The 17,596-nt window shown below is 51.2% G+C and carries 10 protein-coding genes and 1 pseudogene; 2 read left to right on the top strand and 9 right to left on the bottom strand.

Annotation, left to right across the window (positions count from 1 at the left end; genetic code table 11):
• Positions 1–147: 147 nt before the first annotated feature.
• The 3 genes from DBT_RS02040 to DBT_RS02030 form a co-directional block, all read right to left on the bottom strand.
• Entirely contained in the window at positions 148–450 is a 303-nt protein-coding gene (locus DBT_RS02040) for a S26 family signal peptidase (protein WP_067615958.1), read from the bottom strand.
• A gap of 51 nt (positions 451–501) precedes the next feature.
• Complete coding sequence (sodN, locus tag DBT_RS02035; protein WP_067615956.1) at positions 502–987, bottom strand: superoxide dismutase, Ni; 486 nt, start codon at positions 985–987, stop codon at positions 502–504.
• 244 nt (positions 988–1,231) lie between these two features.
• Positions 1,232–5,434: an acyl-CoA dehydratase activase gene (locus tag DBT_RS02030; protein ID WP_067615954.1), complete on the bottom strand. Its 4,203-nt coding sequence runs from the start codon at positions 5,432–5,434 to the stop codon at positions 1,232–1,234.
• 266 nt (positions 5,435–5,700) lie between these two features.
• Between DBT_RS02030 and DBT_RS02025 the strand changes: the two genes are divergently transcribed.
• Together DBT_RS02025 and DBT_RS02020 are read left to right on the top strand one after the other, a co-directional pair.
• Positions 5,701–5,967 (top strand): antitoxin, encoded by a 267-nt coding sequence (locus DBT_RS02025; RefSeq protein ID WP_067615952.1) that lies wholly within the window; start codon positions 5,701–5,703, stop codon positions 5,965–5,967.
• Positions 5,964–6,350: a type II toxin-antitoxin system VapC family toxin gene (locus DBT_RS02020; protein ID WP_067615951.1), complete on the top strand. Its 387-nt coding sequence runs from the start codon at positions 5,964–5,966 to the stop codon at positions 6,348–6,350. The genes DBT_RS02025 and DBT_RS02020 overlap by 4 nt, the downstream gene beginning before the upstream one ends.
• A gap of 361 nt (positions 6,351–6,711) precedes the next feature.
• Here the strand turns inward: DBT_RS02020 and DBT_RS12825 are convergent.
• The 6 genes and pseudogenes from DBT_RS12825 to DBT_RS01995 form a co-directional block, all read right to left on the bottom strand.
• A pseudogene (locus DBT_RS12825) lies at positions 6,712–6,864 on the bottom strand (metallophosphoesterase family protein); the annotation flags it as partial.
• Positions 6,865–6,936: 72 nt separating this feature from the next.
• Positions 6,937–9,222 carry an ATP-binding protein gene (locus DBT_RS02015; protein WP_067615949.1) on the bottom strand — a complete coding sequence of 762 codons (2,286 nt, stop codon included), beginning with the start codon at positions 9,220–9,222 and terminating at the stop codon, positions 6,937–6,939.
• Positions 9,212–10,723 (bottom strand): SIR2 family protein, encoded by a 1,512-nt coding sequence (locus DBT_RS02010; RefSeq protein WP_067615947.1) that lies wholly within the window; start codon positions 10,721–10,723, stop codon positions 9,212–9,214. The genes DBT_RS02015 and DBT_RS02010 overlap by 11 nt, the downstream gene beginning before the upstream one ends.
• A 39-nt stretch (positions 10,724–10,762) precedes the next feature.
• Entirely contained in the window at positions 10,763–13,555 is a 2,793-nt protein-coding gene (locus tag DBT_RS02005) for a DEAD/DEAH box helicase (RefSeq protein WP_067615945.1), read from the bottom strand.
• The gene (locus tag DBT_RS02000) at positions 13,536–14,036 is read right to left on the bottom strand and encodes a hypothetical protein (protein ID WP_067615943.1); all 501 of its coding nucleotides are present in this window, start codon (positions 14,034–14,036) and stop codon (positions 13,536–13,538) included. The genes DBT_RS02005 and DBT_RS02000 overlap by 20 nt, the downstream gene beginning before the upstream one ends.
• Entirely contained in the window at positions 14,036–17,581 is a 3,546-nt protein-coding gene (locus DBT_RS01995) for a DUF1156 domain-containing protein (RefSeq protein ID WP_141674192.1), read from the bottom strand. The genes DBT_RS02000 and DBT_RS01995 overlap by 1 nt, the downstream gene beginning before the upstream one ends.
• Positions 17,582–17,596 lie beyond the last annotated feature (15 nt).

Genomic DNA, 17,596 nt, shown 5'->3' with positions numbered 1-17,596 from the left:
ATGTCATTTTTAAAAATAACCTTTCCTGCCTGTAAGCCCACGCTTTGAGGGGAGGGCAGCGACGATAGAGGCATAGAAGGGATGGAACTATTGGGGCGCTACCCATACGAGAGAACCTGTAAGGACTGGCCTACTTGGGGGCTCTCCTCATTTGCTGGGGCGGCGGATGTGAGCTATCATCTTGCCGATGACTTCCTCAGGGGGGATGGGGCCAAAGTATTTGCTATCCGCGCTGGCAGGGTGAGTGCCGCGCACGTGCAGTAGGCCGTTCTCTGGGTCGACCTTCTCAACCCGCTTAATTAGTGTTCCGTAGGCGGCCTGGCGGAAGACAATCACGTCGCCTTCTTTGATGGTGCGCACAGCACGCTTTCCAGTCCACAGCAGGACGTAATCGCCTGGGTGGAAGTCAGGGAATAGACTTTTCCCATGCACGCGGATGATCTTTACCATGACTTCGCAAGACTACTTTGACATCTCATTTATTCAGGGGAGGGAAGGATGTCAAAGGTCGGGGTAGACCATCTCAAGCTCAGGTGCGTACGGAGCCTTGGCTTTCTTGGTCTTAACTCCTTTGATTGCCCAGAAGATCTCGGCGAACTGGTTAATGGCTTCTACAAGCGCCACGCCAACCTCGCGATCTGCAGTCTGGCGGGCCTTGGAGCCTAATTGCATGATATTGTGGACCAACTCGGTCAGTTCAGGATATTGGGCCAGATGATCGGGTTTGATGAAATCGCCCCAAATCACGCGAATTTCGTGTTTTGCCTGTTCGGCGTGTTTTTCCTTGACTGTGATGTAGCGCGTCATGCTATTGTTGAACGCCACGCCTTCGCCTTCCAGGGCGGCCATTAAATCCATCATGCGGACCACGGTTAGAGCGCTGATTTGAGCTACAATAGGATCGTAGATGCCGCAGGGCACATCGCAGTGGGCCTTGGCCTGGTCAAACCCAAATTTGGAATCTAGGGCCTTGATTAGTTTATACATGAAATACCTCCATCCCTGTGGGTAGGTTGCTTGGCAAGAAGGGGGAGTCCCCTCTACCTGGAATCTTTCCTCTCATACCTTAATTAAATAGAAAAAAGAAAAGAATGTCAAAAAAATTTACGCTTATTTCCTTAAACCCGTCGTAAACTATGTTTTTAGAGTCATTTTGACTTCAACCAGCATAGGGCACTTAAAAATCCCCACTTGGTTGGCACAACAATAAAAGGGGGTTACCTGATAGGCGCTATCCCCATGATATCTGGTGCATAAAGGCCTCTAATCTCAAGTTCCTGCCAGTCTGTTTTTGATAATCGCACGATACAGCGAGGAAGGGTACGTTCTGTAACCGTTGCCTAAGTCCATGTATCATTGCACACACGATTGTCCCTGGCATACATGTAAACGGCATGACACTTACTATTCCATTTACCCCTTTTTCAACTAGATGAATTGCTTTACCTATGCTCAAAATTGCCTCGCCCTCGAATTCGTCCGTGATGAATGGTCTTGCAAGATTCAAAAGGCTTCCTGTAAGAGGCTCTTTCTTTTGCAATACACCTGCAAAAAGACGTTCCATGCGTTTTAAATCAATGACCTGTACGAGATTTTTCAAATAGAGCTTTACAAAAAGCCTTAGATTCTCTTGCCTTTTTACTTTCCTCATTGCAGTAAAGTTGGTGTATAGGATCCACTCGCTCACAGTTGGGAGTAAGACCTCTGCTCCCAAAGATTCGAGGTTTCGGACCAGGTCTGCATTTGCAAATTCATTGGAGCGTACGTAGATCTCACCCACTATGCCTACAACGGGCCGCTTCTTTTGAGATGCATCCTTGAGTTTGCCAAACTCTTTAGATGCCTCTTTTAGAAGTGGATAAATGTCTTTTTTCTTTTCAATCAGTTCAACGAGCCCTTGTAAGTACCTATTGAATAGTGTTTCCGCTTCTTTAGGCTCTTTGGCATAGGGCCGGGTGGCCCTCAGCGCAGACTCTAACAGGTCAATTGCAACTACACCTTTCCAAAGAAGACGATCAAAACCTTTTCCAATATTAGCCACCTCTTCGTACATCTCTTCATCCTGATTGACTCCCAGGATAGATACGTCGTGGAGTCCTATCTCATCCAATATGGATCTATGAAAATTCGAGTACTGCCCAAGCCTGCAAGGGCCCTGGCCGCCAGGCATAAAGAATGCTGCTTTTTTGGGATTAAAATCAGGAAGCCTTGTCATTTTAATCAGATCACCGCAGGTAAGCATGGCTGGGTAACATTCCTTGCCCAAGGCGAATTTCATGCCAATTCGTGCACTTTCCTCATCTGTCTTGGGGAGCACCTTGGCGTCACGGCCAAAGGCTAAAAGAGCTGCCTGTAGGGCATAAGAGTGATTGCTCATATAGGGGATATAAACTGTCCTGTCTGAGACCCTTCCAAGGGTCATTTTAGCGCCTGGGATGTTCTTTGAACCTACTTTTTGTACATTATCATTACATTTAGTGGGTTTTGGTGGCCTAATCGTATCGAGAAACGCCTCTATTCTTGTAAGAATCCCCGCATCTTGCGAGTGTTCGTCTATTTCCAACTCCAAAAAAGGACGAGCATTTAGCCTTTCTTTAAAGAAACGTAAAACAAATGAATCAGGTCCACATCCAAAATTTGTTATATAGATTGCAGACAAATCTGGTTTCCTTGAGATGGCGTTGGCCCCAGCCAGAATTTTTTGCCCATACCGCCAGTACGTGGCTTTACCTTTATCTGCAAATGCCTCAAGCTCCAATGCATCCAACGGTAATGGAAGGGCCCCAAGTGTCAAAAGTTTTTTGTGGATGGAAAGGTTAAGGCCTGGATCAAGGGCATTGTATGGCCGCCCTACCAGAACCACCTTCTTAGTGGTTGAGTCAGCGTGGTTCAATGCCTCCATACAAGCATTTTTAAAACGGCTCTCAAAATCTATTTGGGCCTCCATAGCGTCGGAAAGTGCTGATCGAATTTTTTTTGTACTTACACCGAAGATCGAGGATAGACGTTTTACAAGTCCTGAATTTTTTATTCCATTCCCACTGAGCCTGAATGCCTCTTTTATGAAGGAGAACTCACTATCTTCCCCAACAATAGCCTGTGAGACATAAGGAAAACTTTGAACGTATGGGCATACCTGTCCGATCCTGTTTTTACCCACCCCTGGGAGATCAACTATAGAAGGTACAAAAATTCGTTTAATGCCTGTATCCATCAACGACACTATATGTCCAAAAGCGGCCTTTACTGGAAAACATGGCTCAGTAACCGACGCCTCGGCACCCTTCAAGGTGATGTTTTTTGTGGTTGGCCCTGATGGTACTGGTCCGTATCCAAGGGATTTTAAAAGAGTGGAAAAGAAAGGTAACATGTCCTGACAAATAAGGGCATAAGGAATTCCGATTGGGCCAAACTGGGTCTTTTGGGCCTCATCGAGTTCCATGCCATATGAAAAAATGAGTTCTTGGCGATGTGTTACAAGGTCTGGAAGCTTTTTGTTAGTAATCCTCCTACTTCCCACTGCCTCGTAACGCTCGCATCTTCCTCCGTAAAAGATTGGGGGCCTATCCTCTATCTTCACCCTGCTAATAGAACAGCGGTTTGGACACGACCTACACTCAAAGGAACTTACCTTGTACGAACGCCTAATTTCGTTGAATCCCAGAAATCGGCTTTTTCCTTTACTTTTCCTTTCAAGAGCTATGAGGGCAGCACCTATTGCCCCTGTAACATTACAATGGCGTGGTACTATGACAGGTCTTTCGAGCACCTTTTCAAAAGCAGCAACAATCCCTTTATTTAGGGCTGTTGCCCCTTGGAATAATACCCGCCTTCCAATGGACCTGTTCTCCACGACTTTATTGAGATAATTGTGGACAATAGAATAACAAAGCCCTGCCACGAGGTCCGAGGTTCCAATCCCCTGTTGGAGATGATGAATCAGGTCCGATTCAATAAAGACCGTACATCGTTCCCCCATCTCAACTGGTGATTTTGCCTCGAGTGCCAAGTCTCCAAACTCTTCTATTTTAAGACCAAGCCTGCCGGCTTGTTCCTCGAGAAACGAGCCTGTACCGGCAGCACATGCCCGATTCATCATGAAATCAACCAATGTGCCTCGCTCGAGCCTAATATATTTGGAGTCTTGCCCTCCTATTTCGAATATTGTGTCCACCTCAGGATCTATGTGTACTGCAGCCCTTGCCTGGGCGGTAATCTCATTGGTGATGCAATCTGCCCCTATGAAATCACCCGCAAGATATCTCCCAGACCCTGTGGTGCCTACAGCCACCACTTCCACCTCTTCGCCAAGGGTATTGTTGATTGTCCTAAGTCCTGCTTTGATGGCATCTAGAGGACGACCAGAGGTCTTGCCATAGTAATATGAAATGAGTTCCCCCTTGGGTGTTAGAGCTACAACTTTTGTACTTATTGATCCTACATCCACCCCAATTATGATTTTATGGCTTTTGAGGTGAAGATTGTTGGGTAATTCGTGGTTTTCCTGAGCTACGGATCCTTCACTGACTGGCCCAAGGGGCTTGAGTCTTATGGTCTTCGGGCGGTTAGCCCTCAAGTGAGTTTTGAGGCTATCAATACCTTTAAAGGGCAGAGGCTGAAGAGAGTTTTTCTTCGCGAAGATCACGGCCCCGATGGCACCCATTGTCTTAAAGTGGATCGGAACATAGAGTCCATTTGGAGGGATTTCAAATACTGATCTAATAGCCTTTCTAACGCCTATGTTTTCTGCAACACCCCCTTGAAATACAAATGGATGTGTAAGGTTTTTCCCCTTGGCGAGGGTGGCTTTGATGTTCCTTGCAAGAGAGAAGGCAAGGCCAGCTGCAATGTCAGGGACAGATACTGCGTTTTGAGAAAGGTGTATCATGTCGCTTTTTGCGAACACAGTGCATCTTCCGGCGATGGTGGCAGGGTTTTTAGATTTCGAAGCAAGGATGCCGAATTCTTTTATGTCGATACCAAGACGGGCAGCCTGTTGGTCCAGAAAAGAGCCGGTTCCAGCAGCACAAAGGGTATTGAGTTGAAAATCCTTTATCCTTGTTCGTCCCTCGATACGTTCCAGGATCACGAGTTTTGTGTCTTGTCCACCCATGTCGAGGATTGTCATACAATCTGGATGGAAATGAAGTGCGGCCTCTGTGTGAGCGACAACCTCATTGACAAACACGCCACCAATAATGCCCTGGATGAGCCTCCCTCCTGTGCCTGTCATGCTAAAATAAGAGCCTCCTTTTTGGGGCTGGAGTTCTTTGGGGAGTTCATTTAGTAGTTGGAGGACGGTCTCCACAGGACGCCCAAAGGTTCTGTACCTTTTATCATATATAAGTTCTAATTCGGAATCTAAGATAGCGATCTTTGCAGTAGTTGAGCCAACATCTAGGCCATATAAAAATTGAAATTTGTCTTTGGACATAGAGCCCACCTCCTTATTATCTAACTATCATATATCAAATATAGCTTATGATATATATTTTTTTTATGGATCATCTAATCATTGGAGTCAAAATAAATATTGTACTAAGAGGAAAAAAATTTTATGAAGGTGCTAATCACAACTTCCAATGGTTTTGAGGATTTCCAACTAGGATATTTCATAAACCTTGACTTGTGTGTTTTGCATTCATAAAATACTGGCATACTGCTATCTATTAATGATGTCATAAAAAGGAAAGCCCAAAAATGAAATCAAAAGCCATTACAATTCGTGGTATAGATGAAGCACTCTCTTCAAAACTAAAAGAGATTGCCCGCAAAGAAAAAAAAAGTGTAAATCAGTTGGTATTAGACGCCATTATGCAAAAGGTAGGAATCGCAAAAGATAAAAAATATACCAGGAGATATGATGACCTGGACCATCTTTTTGGAAAGTGGACAGAAGAGGAATTTAGTGAAATTCAAGAGGCTATCAACAGTCAGAGGAAAATCGATGTGGAATTGTGGAAATGAGGCGGCTTCTAATAGATACTAACATATATTCCTGCGCCTTAAGAGGCCATGATGAGGTGGTCGAAATTCTCAGACGAGCTGAATTGATCGGTTTTTCTGTTGTAAGCATAGGGGAACTCCTAACCGGGTTCAAGCTGGGGAAATGGGAATCAAAGAATAGGAACGAATTGGAAGAGTTCTTGGACAGCCCCCGGGTAACTATTTACGGGATAGATGAAAATACGTCTGAGTTTTACTCTGAAATAGTATGGAATTTAAGAAAGATAGGAAGGCCTATTCCAACAAATGATATTTGGATTGCTGCTACTGCGTTCCAGCACGGCCTGAAGTTGTTTTCAAAAGACGAGCACTTCAAATATATTGCTGGTCTGCCACTGGTATAAAAGTCCCTATTAATAAGTGTGTTAAAGTCACTTTAATTTCCCCAGGGTAGGGCACTTAAAAATCCCCATATGGTTAGTCAATAAATAATTAAAGGGTCCTATTGTCTAGGAAATATCTTAGACATGGGCCTAAGGATGAAGGGTATGACAGAATAAAGTCCTTGAGCCAGAGTAAGAGGTTGCGTGCAAACGCTATCGGTGAAATACGCTTTACAAAGCAGTCAAGGATGCGAAGCCCCAGAAGTGCTGGTCCTCGATTGATGCCAGTAAAACAGATTACATAAATATAAAATTATGTCGCATTCAACTAAGTGGGGAATTTTTAGGGCCCTTACCTGGGAAATTGACAGGGCCTTTAACAGTCGTAAACGTCGCCGGCGATAATTACAACATCAGGGCGAGCGTCCTGCACGATCTCTATTAATCTGTCCAACACATACGCCTGGTCCTCTGTGAGGTGCACGCCATGGAAGACCCTACCTAAGTGCCAGTCTGCTGTGTGAACAAATCGCATGGCGAATCGTCTTCCCTCTGCAGTTACCTATATCTATTCGTTGCGGACCTGTAGTCGACCATATTTCGGACCTCAATCCACCACTTGTTCACCTTTGGGAGATTTCCGTTCCGTCTGATTAGCCTCCACATCTTCTCCTTCCCATTTCCTACATACACCTTCAACATCCGGTATCGGCGGTGACTTTTCGATCCATCGTTCCCAGAACTTCGGATCTTTACTTCTTGGTGTTGGGATTGCTTCTCGCATGTATACTAATGCCGGTGCGGACACACATTCACCAAGTACCAGCGCCATCCGTGGGGCAAGCGCAGGCAGTTGGTCTAACAACTGATTATATATCCCAGGAACAATCTCCCGAAAGTAGCGCAAGTCCTCCGGATTCTGCAATCGATGAACTACGAAACTGCTGCACTGCGATAACACAGTTTTCGAGAGCTCACTAGGCCGCTGTGAAGCCACGATCAGCCCCAGGCCGAACTTTCTGCCCTCGCGCGCTATTCTTTCGAACACATCCCGCGAAATCGATTCGTCGTCACGGCTCCTTGGTGCTCGAACGTAATTCTGTGCTTCCTCTAACACCAAGACCACAGGTAACTCACCTCGCTCTATCCCGCTAACTTGCCGCTCGCCGGCACGCTGCAAGAACTCAAGAATTAATCTGCCAATCAACGCCGTGACATTTTCAAGGACCTCGGCGGCCAACAAACTAAGGTCAACAATAACTATGTTGAATGGCTTATCATTTTCCTTCCGCTGCCGATCATAAAAAGGCAGGATGCCTTCTTCTATCCGTGGCTTATCCGCCTCTGTTTCTGTCTCACTGTTTTCTTTCGATGCTGGGGAGAGCTGAATTCTTTTCTCATCTGCACTTGGTAAACCTAGAATGTCTCTCATAAACGTTGCGAGGGCATGGGCTGGTTTAGGCCAATCTCCATCGGTCGGTCCGAAAAGAAATTCGAAGCGCTTATCCTCAAATAGCCGGTAAATGCGCATCAGCATTGTCGCGCAGTTATCTCTAGCGCGAGACATACTCGCATCTTCACGAGACATTGCTTGTTCGAGATGTATGTCGCGAAATCGTGTTTTGCTGAAATACCTCGGAGTATCCGCGGTAGCTACTCCGCCCTCACTCCATCTTTTTGTCCCCCTGGCCGTTAATGTGCCCAATAGTGGCATTAGGAGCTTCTCAATCCGCCGTCGTTTGTCAGCGCCAATAGCTGCATATCGTTCGTATTGTTGCCCTTCTCTTTGAATTCCCTCACGAACGATATCACGAACCTCCTTGAACGTCTCTTTAATCTGGTCCTCAGTAATGTTGGGATAATGCTCAATAAACTCGGCTATGACGTCTTTATTATCTGGGCATTCCAAAACTTTCAGCACTTCGTCGCACAGCTGGCGAATCAATCTTGCATCCCTGGATTCCGTTCCTCGACATGCTGACAATATACGATTTCCCTCCGTAAGAAGATCGCTTCGAATAGATCGCCATGCGTCCTGAGCCCTTTCTCCTTCGCGTGCAGACGTAAGGGCGTCAATCAGAACAGGTCTTTGAACACCCGGAGAAGCGCGAAAGAGCCGTACGAAATCGTTAGAATTCATAAACCAATAAGGAATAACCAAATTATCACGAGGTCTGCTGGGGTCTGTTGGTATATATAAACATCGAAAACTCGGATGTGCATCCACCCAGGAGCCATTACGCTCCTCTTGAAATGCCTCGCGATATTCTCCGTTCGTATCTAGTATGATGAAACGTGTGCGTTCAACCTCAGGCATTTGGAGGATTGATTGGATTATTGTTGCAATGGTGCAAGATTTTCCGGAGCCTGTGCTCCCAATGATTGCGGCATGTTTCCCAAAGAACTTGTCTGGATCGATCCTGATTTCATAATCTTGAAAAACTCCAGAAGAACCAATCGAGATGCAGTAACCTACTCCCTTCTTGGGGGTGCGGTTTGTATGCTCCTTGCCGCCAAATATCGCTGTTAGATCCTCCTTGGTTGCGATCAACACCGGTGAATCTAGAACGGGAAACGAGCTAATACCTTGCGTAAAGTCTCCCCCGTCTATAGTTCCGATCATAGTTGCTTTCATCAAACGACGCGCAGCAGGCAGTGCGACCATGGTCTTATCCGTTCGAAGTTCAGCTTCTTCGGTCATTACGACGCGGGTTACCATGGCCACAACGCGTCTCGCACCAACTGGAATAATGACATAGGAATTGATCCGTCCGACTTCGACAGTATCTTCGTATGTGGAGAGGGTTAATGCTTTTAGATCTCGATTAAGCTCAATCGTGACCTGGGAAGTATCTATCGCGACTACCCGGCCTATCTCAAAGTCAGTCGCCATCGCTTCCCCCTCCTGCCGGGGACGAGTCAGTGGATTTTTGAAAATCCAGGGCATTGTATGTTTCAATAATCCTTTGCTGGATTTCTTCCTCACGGAGGTCGGGAAGAAGATGTTCGACAAATCCCTTGAATGTCCCTAAACCCCACAGTACTCTATCGTCATCGTTTCCCCAGCCTTTCACTATCCATACGCGCTGGTCTCCATGTTGCTCCAGCTGGTTAACGAAATCGTTTTGTGGATTCGGATCAACAACTACTAGCGTGAAACTTGGTACTGAAAGGGCCTGCCGGATTAGGGTATTCACATGTTCATCCCCGAATCCATATCCGATAACAAACAATACTGACTGAGGTTGCACGATACAGCTTTCGAGACGACGGAACAATTCAGAATATGGCAGCCCAAGCACCTGGCCATATTTCAAGGGAGTTGGATAGATTAGAACATCATCGTGATGGATGTTTTCATTGAAGAATGTGGCATATAGTCCGTAAGGATTCTCCCAGCTCGGATCCTCTCGGTGCCACGTAATCGAACCGTGCAATTTGTAAAGATGTAGTACTCGATCAAGACGATGCACTCGCCCCTCTGTAGTATGGGCCGGAAAGTAGAAATCCTGATCGAAGGATTCAGGACGAAAAACGCGGCGCAGCGTGCCGACAAAACCATCAACCAATACAACTCCTTCTGCATCGGCAGCTTGTTCTAAAAGCGTATCGTAGTTCAGAGTGAACAGATTGACACGCCGAAGGTTGAGCGGGCGTGTTAATACTTTTTTCAACAGTCGACGATGTATGAGAAGTGCATCACGCTTATCTTCGAGAGGCAATAAGCAGGCCTTTGTAAGGCCTTCGGTGAGGTGCATAATCAGATCGCTTAGGTCGAGACGGGAGATCGAGAGTTCCTGACCGTTACCAATAGCAACGGTTATTGTCTCGCCAACCAAGGCAGCTTGCCACGTATGTAGAGTGGTTAGAAACTCTTCGAGATTCTTACGGGGAAGATAATAGTCTTTTTTTGGTTGTTGTCCATTAACTATACGAGAAACAGTTTCTTTTCGTTGAGAGGGGTCACAGCTTTTAGTGTTTGTTAGTGCTGCAAGAATATCGTAGAACAGCATGAGCCAAGTGGCTGGCGTCTCATCTGCCATTCCTATTTCGAGTAGGTACTGTTCTACTTCAAAGGGGATTCTCGCAAGAGAGACACCTCCTGCATCCATAGACGCTCCAGCCCCGAGAAGGAATGAGACATTGTCCATCTTGAGAAGGGTTCCAACGCAGATTCGGAGTTCCTTCAGAACTTCCGGGTACTTCTTCAGTACCTTTTGGCGGCGCTCATCGTCTTCAGGGTCTTCAGCAAGCAAAGGGGCGAGTTGTTTCCACATGTTATCTTGCCCTCCGACTAAGACCTGGTTGCCCCGAATGGCCTCGAAAATGCGATTCAAATCCCCATCTTGTTTAGAATCGCCTGATTTCGGCGAGAGGCATTCATGTTCGTTCATTTTCTACCCTCTCAAGGTATCTGGGCTTTTGTGCCCTCCTCATGGAGCCACCTCCAGGCACGCCAGCAGCTTAGACGAGTACGACGCTCCTTCTGGTAAGAACCCGGAATAGACCAGCTCCCGATGCAGGAGCTCAGAAGCAGTGCCGTTGACCAGGCGACCGACCGTTTCCCTGTCCTGAGAAACACCTTTCCTGCAAGGGCACGCCTTCAGGAGGTCTTTCGACAGTCGTTCGAGGTAGGGGGACCGCTCACCGGTGGGTGAGATACCCAGCCGGACGATTCGCTGCTGAACTTGGCCGCCCTTGCCGTGGACAACCACCTGCCAGATGGTGATGAGTCCGGCCTCAATACCATTGCCCTCGATGTTCCCAATCAGCGCCCGCTCCTCGGGGCTCAGCGACGTGTAGCGGTCCAGCCACTGCTTGACGACGGGATGCTCGAGGCCCAACAGATTGAGTTCCTCCTGCTGTAATGCCTTGTCGCGATCCGTGGCGAAGAGCAGGGCATCCTGGCCCGGCAAGACCAGCTCATAGACGTCCTCCCCACGCGGCCGGAACTCTCCGCCGTCCAGACGTGCCGCTCGCTGTACGAAAGCGACAAGCCGCCGCATGCCACGTCCTTCATCATCGAAGCGCTTGTAGTCGCCGAGGTTGAACTTGTCGAGATCCTGGAAGAGTTCAAAGACCATCTCGCGGGCGAGGTTGGCGTTAGTCATTGCCACCTCAAGCTCTTGGCGCGTCCGCTTGAGGGAGGGATCAAGTATGGCCTCCTGGTAGAGTCGGTCGTAGCTGAGGCGACTACTCAACTGTCCAAGCACCTGGGCCCGGAGATCCTCCGCGACCTGGCCATGCTCATCGACCTTGCCGAGTGTCTGCGCGATACCGTGGAGTTTCTCTTCCAGCAGGAGGAAAATCTGGCCTTCAATGGTGTCTGTCGCCACGAGGTTGTAGACCTGCGCGGTGTGCCGCTGTCCGTAACGGTGGATGCGGCCAATGCGCTGCTCCAGGTCCATTGGGTTCCACGGGAGGTCGTAGTTGAAGAGCACCCGGGCGAACTGCAGGTTGATACCTTCCCGGCCGGCTGCCGTACAGAGGAGGACCTGCGGTCCGTCCTTGCGCCTGAACCGACGTTGGGCGGCAAGTTTGGCCCCGTGATCGCCTCCCTTGAGTACCTCCACGCCCTTGCCGGGGAACGTCCTCTCGATGGCGTCCTTGAGCCCGGCGATGCTGCCGAGATAGGTGGTGAAGATCACGATCTTCTCGCGGGGGTTGACCCGCCACAGCTGCCCGAGGGCGTCGATCAACACCTGCGTCTTCGTTTCCATGCCGTTTGGAAACTGTTCAAGGAGCTCCTGGATCCTCCTGCGTTCTTCCGGCAGGGCCACAGAGACCATCGTCGCGGCAGACTCCTCACCCACTGCTGCGGCGATCTCCGTGTCGTCGTAACTCTCGGCCTTCTTCACGAAGGCGGCTGTCTCTTTCCGTTTCTTCAGGAGTTGGACCTTGGCCTCGGCAAGGAGCTGTTCGGCTTGAGCTCTCCCGACCGCATCGTCGGGGAGGTCGTAGATTTCCCGAATGAGGTCGCGGGCTTCCTTCAGTATCCGGTCCCGTCCGTCGACGTCGAGCAACTCGTCCCGCTCGACAGCTTCCTGGATCGTCAACATAAGGAGCCGCCGCTGTAGTGTGGCCTTGACGGCCGCAAAGCTGCTCGCTGCGATCTTCTGGAAGATCGTCATCACGAAGCCCAGGGCACGTCCCTGTCGGCCCTGTTTCGCCGCCAAGTTGTATCCGTCACGCAGGTAATCCAGCAGGGCCCCGTAGAACCTCCGCTCGTCTTCGGAAAGCGTGAACCCCTCGGTGTGGACGACTCGTCGAGCGAACAGGGGGCCACCGTCGGACGTACAGGCATCCGCCTTCGTGCGGCGTATGACGACCGCGTTCAGCCGGTGTCGGTTCTCAACCATGTCCTGCTCGTCCCTGAACAGGGTCGGGTCGAGCAGGCGGAGAAGCATCCAGAACCGGAAGTGATCACCTTGGTGTGGGGTAGCCGATAATAGTAGGAGGTCGCGGCAGTGCTGCCGGAGTGCCTCTGCCAATTTGTAGTTCTCTGTTTTCCGAACCTTGTTTCCCGTCTTATACGCGCTGAGATGGTGTGCTTCGTCGAACACCACCAAGTCCCACGGCGGCGCTTTCAAGAGCCTCTTGACCCTCGCACGCCTCTTCAGCGTGTCGATGGATACGATCAACCGGTTGTGCTTGGCGAAGGCGTTTGATTTCCGGTCCGTCACGTCGCCTTCCGTCCCAAACACTTCGAAGTCAAGGTTGAATACCTCGTTGAGCTCCCTTCGCCAGTTGTCCACGAGCCCTGCCGGCACGACCATCAGGGCCCGCCGGAGCTCCCCGCGGGATGCGAGTTCCCGGAGGATCAGCGCGGTCTCTATGGTCTTCCCAAGCCCGACCTCGTCGGCTATGAGAAACCGCCGAGGCCTTGCATTGGCTACCCGGTGCACCAACACTACCTGGTGTGGCAAGAGGTCGACCTTGGCGGAGGTCAGGGTGGCCGCGCTCTCCATGAGCGGCAGTTCAGCAGCCTCCAGCGCCAGCCACAGCCGTTCCAGGGCCTCGGGCGTGAAAGGCCGCAGGCCGGAGATGACCCGGTCGGTCCAAGTCTCCGCTTCACGGAGAACCTCAGCGGGAACCTGGCGTTCACCCAGGGCACGGAAGAAGACGCGGACGAACCCCGTCGGCTCGACGCCGACAACGACGCCTTCGCCCAGCTCCGGATGGGCTACTTTCCGGCCCGGCTGTAGGTCAAGATATCCTTGGGACATAGTATCCAAGCGTGACCCTCTTGCCCGTCTGTCTGTCGTCGCGTACCAATCGGGTGACATTCATCGTGGCGCTGCCGTCCCACAACGAGTAGGAAAGACGCACCCGCTTCCGGTCTCGCCGGAGGAACAACACCTCCTCTTGGGAAGCTGTGACCTCGAACGACTTCTCTAGAGTGCCGAAGCCGAACACCAACCCTCGCTGGTCCCAACGCGACTGGAACTCCAGGACGAATGGCTTGATGCGGTTCCGAAGGAACGCCTCTGCGTCTTCCGGGGAAAACACCTCCAGGCAGGTCTCCAGGCCGCCGACCAGCACGGTCTGCCTGTCATCCGGCGGTTGCGCTGGCCATGACTTCATCCACGAGAGCGCCTCGCGCAGGGAAACCAGGCAGCCGTCCGTGATCAATGGGCCCAAGCTGTGCTTGTCAAAGACGATGCTCGAGCCGCGGCGCAGCCATGCGCTACTGGACATCTCTCGCATCAGTCGTCCTCCGCTTCGAGTCGATCAAACAAGGTCATCTGTCTCACCTCCGGTCCCTTCGCAGGTCGGGCGCGCCAGTGTCCGAGCAGGTCGAGGGCAAGGCGTGCGGCTCGGCGGACACCATCGTCCGGGTCTGTCTGGGCGTACCAGTCCAAGAGGGCGTCGACAGACTTCTTGACCTTGAAAGAGCCGCGGTTCAGCTCATCGGTCACGTCGATGCCGCTTCCCGGCATGGCCGCTCCGATGAGGAAGTGCGCCTGGTCGAGGTCTGTCTTCAACACCTTGCGGTTCCGTCCCGGCGTGGTGAAGTACTGGAAGCGTTCCGCGATGGGGACCACGTGGACCGTGGTGCCAACGACCCGGATCCAACCGCGCGCCTCCAGGTCTCCCTGGGAGACCCCGGTGCCTCGAAGGGTCTTGTGGAGCTCGTCCCGCGGCATGGAGGTGCGTCCCTGGAAGATGCGCAGGAACAGGCGCGAAGCCGGCTCGGCGGAGTCCGGTGGGCGGCGCTTGCCGTTCTCGCCCTCGCCCTGGAGTAGGTCATCCAGTAGCTGGTTGATCCCCAACAGCGCGTCCCGCACGGAGAGCACCTGACCATCACCTGTGTAGACCTGGCCATAGTGCCGGCTGTAGAACTCCAGGGCCTTCCCCCGCAGGATGACCCGGAGGTCCGCTTCGGGCAGATCCTTTCCGTGTGAGTGCTCCAGAAGTTCCTTGAGGCGGGTCGCCTCTCCTTTCACCCAACGGCGCATGCGCGCCCAGGAAACCGGCTGGGGTTCTTCCAGCCGCTTACGGCAAACATGGATGATGTCATACTCAATTAGCTGCGACCCAAACTGTGCATTCTCACCTTTTGTTTCATCACTCCTTATGGGATATGTAGCAACCAGCGTAAAACCGGCGTTAAACAAGGCCTCAAGCACATCGACCCATGCTTCGTCTTTGCTGTGGTGAAAAGTAAAGGACATGAGTCCGCCGGCCTTGAGAAGTCGTCCGGCCTCGGCCCAGCACGCGGTTAGTGTTTCCCGATAAAACTCTGAAGCCGGCTCTGGCCGATAGAGCGGGTTGGGGTCACGTTCCTGGATGGCCTCGTCACCGCTCAACCTGCGGACGACCTCTACGTGTTCCTTGCGCACGAAGGGGTCTTTCTCCCAGTCTTCCCGGTCGTCTGGATGCTGCGCAGGATCACGAATAGCTTGGAGTGTTTTCGGAGTGAATTCCGGCTCGAAATATGCGCGTTCGGGAAGGCCCTCGTACCACTTCAGGAGCGGGATGCGCAGCCAGACGTAGAAGAAATCTGCCAGGTCAGCGTAGAAGAGATTGTCCCCAAACGGAGGATCGGTGATCACCAAGTCGAAGAGCGTTTCCTCTAGTACGGCAAGATCCGTTGACGAGCCACACAGCAACATATTTGCTGAAGGAGGTATAACATCCTCCATACCCACCACAGCATTATCGCCTTGGACAACAGGCTCTGTTGGATGCTTGATCCAGTCTAATGCCTTTAGTACTCCGTCGACATATGCCCCCCAGCGCCCACTTCCAATCGATGTGAAGACACAGGTTTCAATAACCAGCTGCTTTGGATAGAAGTTGGGATTAGACAAGGCGGCCGCGATCTGATCGTTTCTAACATGATAAATCGAGAACATAGATTGGCTTCGTAGATACTGCTGGAATGCCCCTAGAACCTGCTCTCTGACGTCCAGCGACCACTTCTCTTCTGGTGCATTAGTGATGGCTCGGAGTAACTGTGCGTGGACGAGAAGCTGCCGGGAGTTGAACATCTTCCACCAATGGGTGTACCCCCAGCGTGGTAAAGAGTCTCTTTCGTGAGTTCTTTCGCCGTAGGGTACTTCTTGGCGTGGCCAATATTGGCCTAAATCATCCTCTCTACGTTCAGACCACTCCCATACAGCCCGTTCAATGCGTTTCAGGTCATATTCATCAGGAGCCTTGAAGTAACGTCCGCCATAATTGAAACCTTCCTTCTCACACAGCGGACAATGACACTGGAGAGCATAGGCGGCAATGGCTTGTGTACGTTCGGCTTTCTCTGTAGCCTCGAATACACCTTGATTGCGCCCACACGCGGCACAAGTAAAGCTTGCCTGATCAGGTACAGACCCTTTGTTCGGTGAAATAGTCACTCCATCGGAAAGGGTGACCTCATTAGGAAGCTCTCCCCCTCGCACTTCAATTAAGACTAGATTTTCCCTACGCTTATTGAACCACGCGACTGTGGCGTCTGGTGGTGCGCCCGCAAAACCTCCAAGATCTCTTCCGTCAATGGATCCTGGTGTCCCTTCCAGCCATTGAGGATGGAGCAAAAGGTACATTTGAATCGGGCGACGTCGGATGCCGAAGTCCTTCTTCTTGCGGTCACTCGCCCGTCTGGCCCGGGCGTGCCGCTCGAGAACCGCCTTTATGGAATCGCCTGCGAAGCTGCCGCACCGCGGACATCGTAGGCCTGGCTCCTGATCAACCAACTCCAAAAGACGCCCAATCCGTTCGATCTTTTCGTGGGCATTGCCTCGATCATAGGTCTTTAACAAAGAAGCGAACTCTTGTGTGGTTTCTGCAAAACTCGGTTCGTCGTCAAGCACGACCCGTTCTGCCCCAGGAGCTATCCGAGTTTCGCCCAATTCCACATTGAAAGAATGACCACACGAGGAGCACGTGGCTTCAATATAATATGTGGTCATTCGCTTCTTAGCGATGACGAGCGAAGGAAAAACCGGAGTACGATGGCCACAACCGCGGGTCTGACACGAGCCGTGTTTCGCCCAGAATGTATAGATGACCTCCGGACCTTCCCAGCGGTAGCGCTTGCGTTCTTCCGCCGGGAGGTCGATAGGGTCGATATCGACGATCTGTCCGGTCTCTATGTCGACCCACCTGCCCTTATGACCACGAGGACAGGTCGTGGTGTAGAAGGGTTGGACGAGGGGTTTGACCTCGGCCTCGATGTGTTCGAAGAGGGCCCTGACCTGTTCCGGGTCGCTGGCCGCCAGTTCGTTCCTGGTGACGAACCAGGCGACAGGGTTGAGGTCAACACCGACCATCTGGAAGCCGAGCCGCGCTCCTTCCACGAGCGTAGTCCCGCCGCCCATGAAGGGGTCGAGCACCCGCAGTCGCTTGAAGTGTCCGGCCTTCTGGTGGTTGCTGTAGTAGTGATCCCAAACGAACTTCGCCGCCTTCGTGGGATCATCTGGCGCCTCCACCGCAGCGGCAATCAACATGCTGCGGAAGACGCTGGATTGGCGCCGAGCCCACCATTTTGACATTTGATATATAGGTTTCTTAGCAGCACCTGAAGTTGCTTCAAGCCTTGCTAATGCATTGATTGGCGCAATAGGGAAGTCCACTTCGAGACACACGGGACGCCGGTCCGGGTTGCCGAAGTCAGGCACCGGCAAACGGGTAGCCTTACCGAGGTTCGGGGGCTCAAAGGTGTTGGCCTTCTTTTTCCGGCGCCCCTTCTTCACAGGTTCCCGGGCAACCAGGGATTCCATACCAGGCAACATGTTGTTGCTATCCTTCATGCTCATCTCTTTCAT

The sequence above is a fragment of the Dissulfuribacter thermophilus genome, assembly GCF_001687335.1.
GTDB classification, from domain to species: domain Bacteria; phylum Desulfobacterota; class Dissulfuribacteria; order Dissulfuribacterales; family Dissulfuribacteraceae; genus Dissulfuribacter; species Dissulfuribacter thermophilus.
This window is presented reverse-complemented; position numbering and strand designations above follow the sequence as displayed.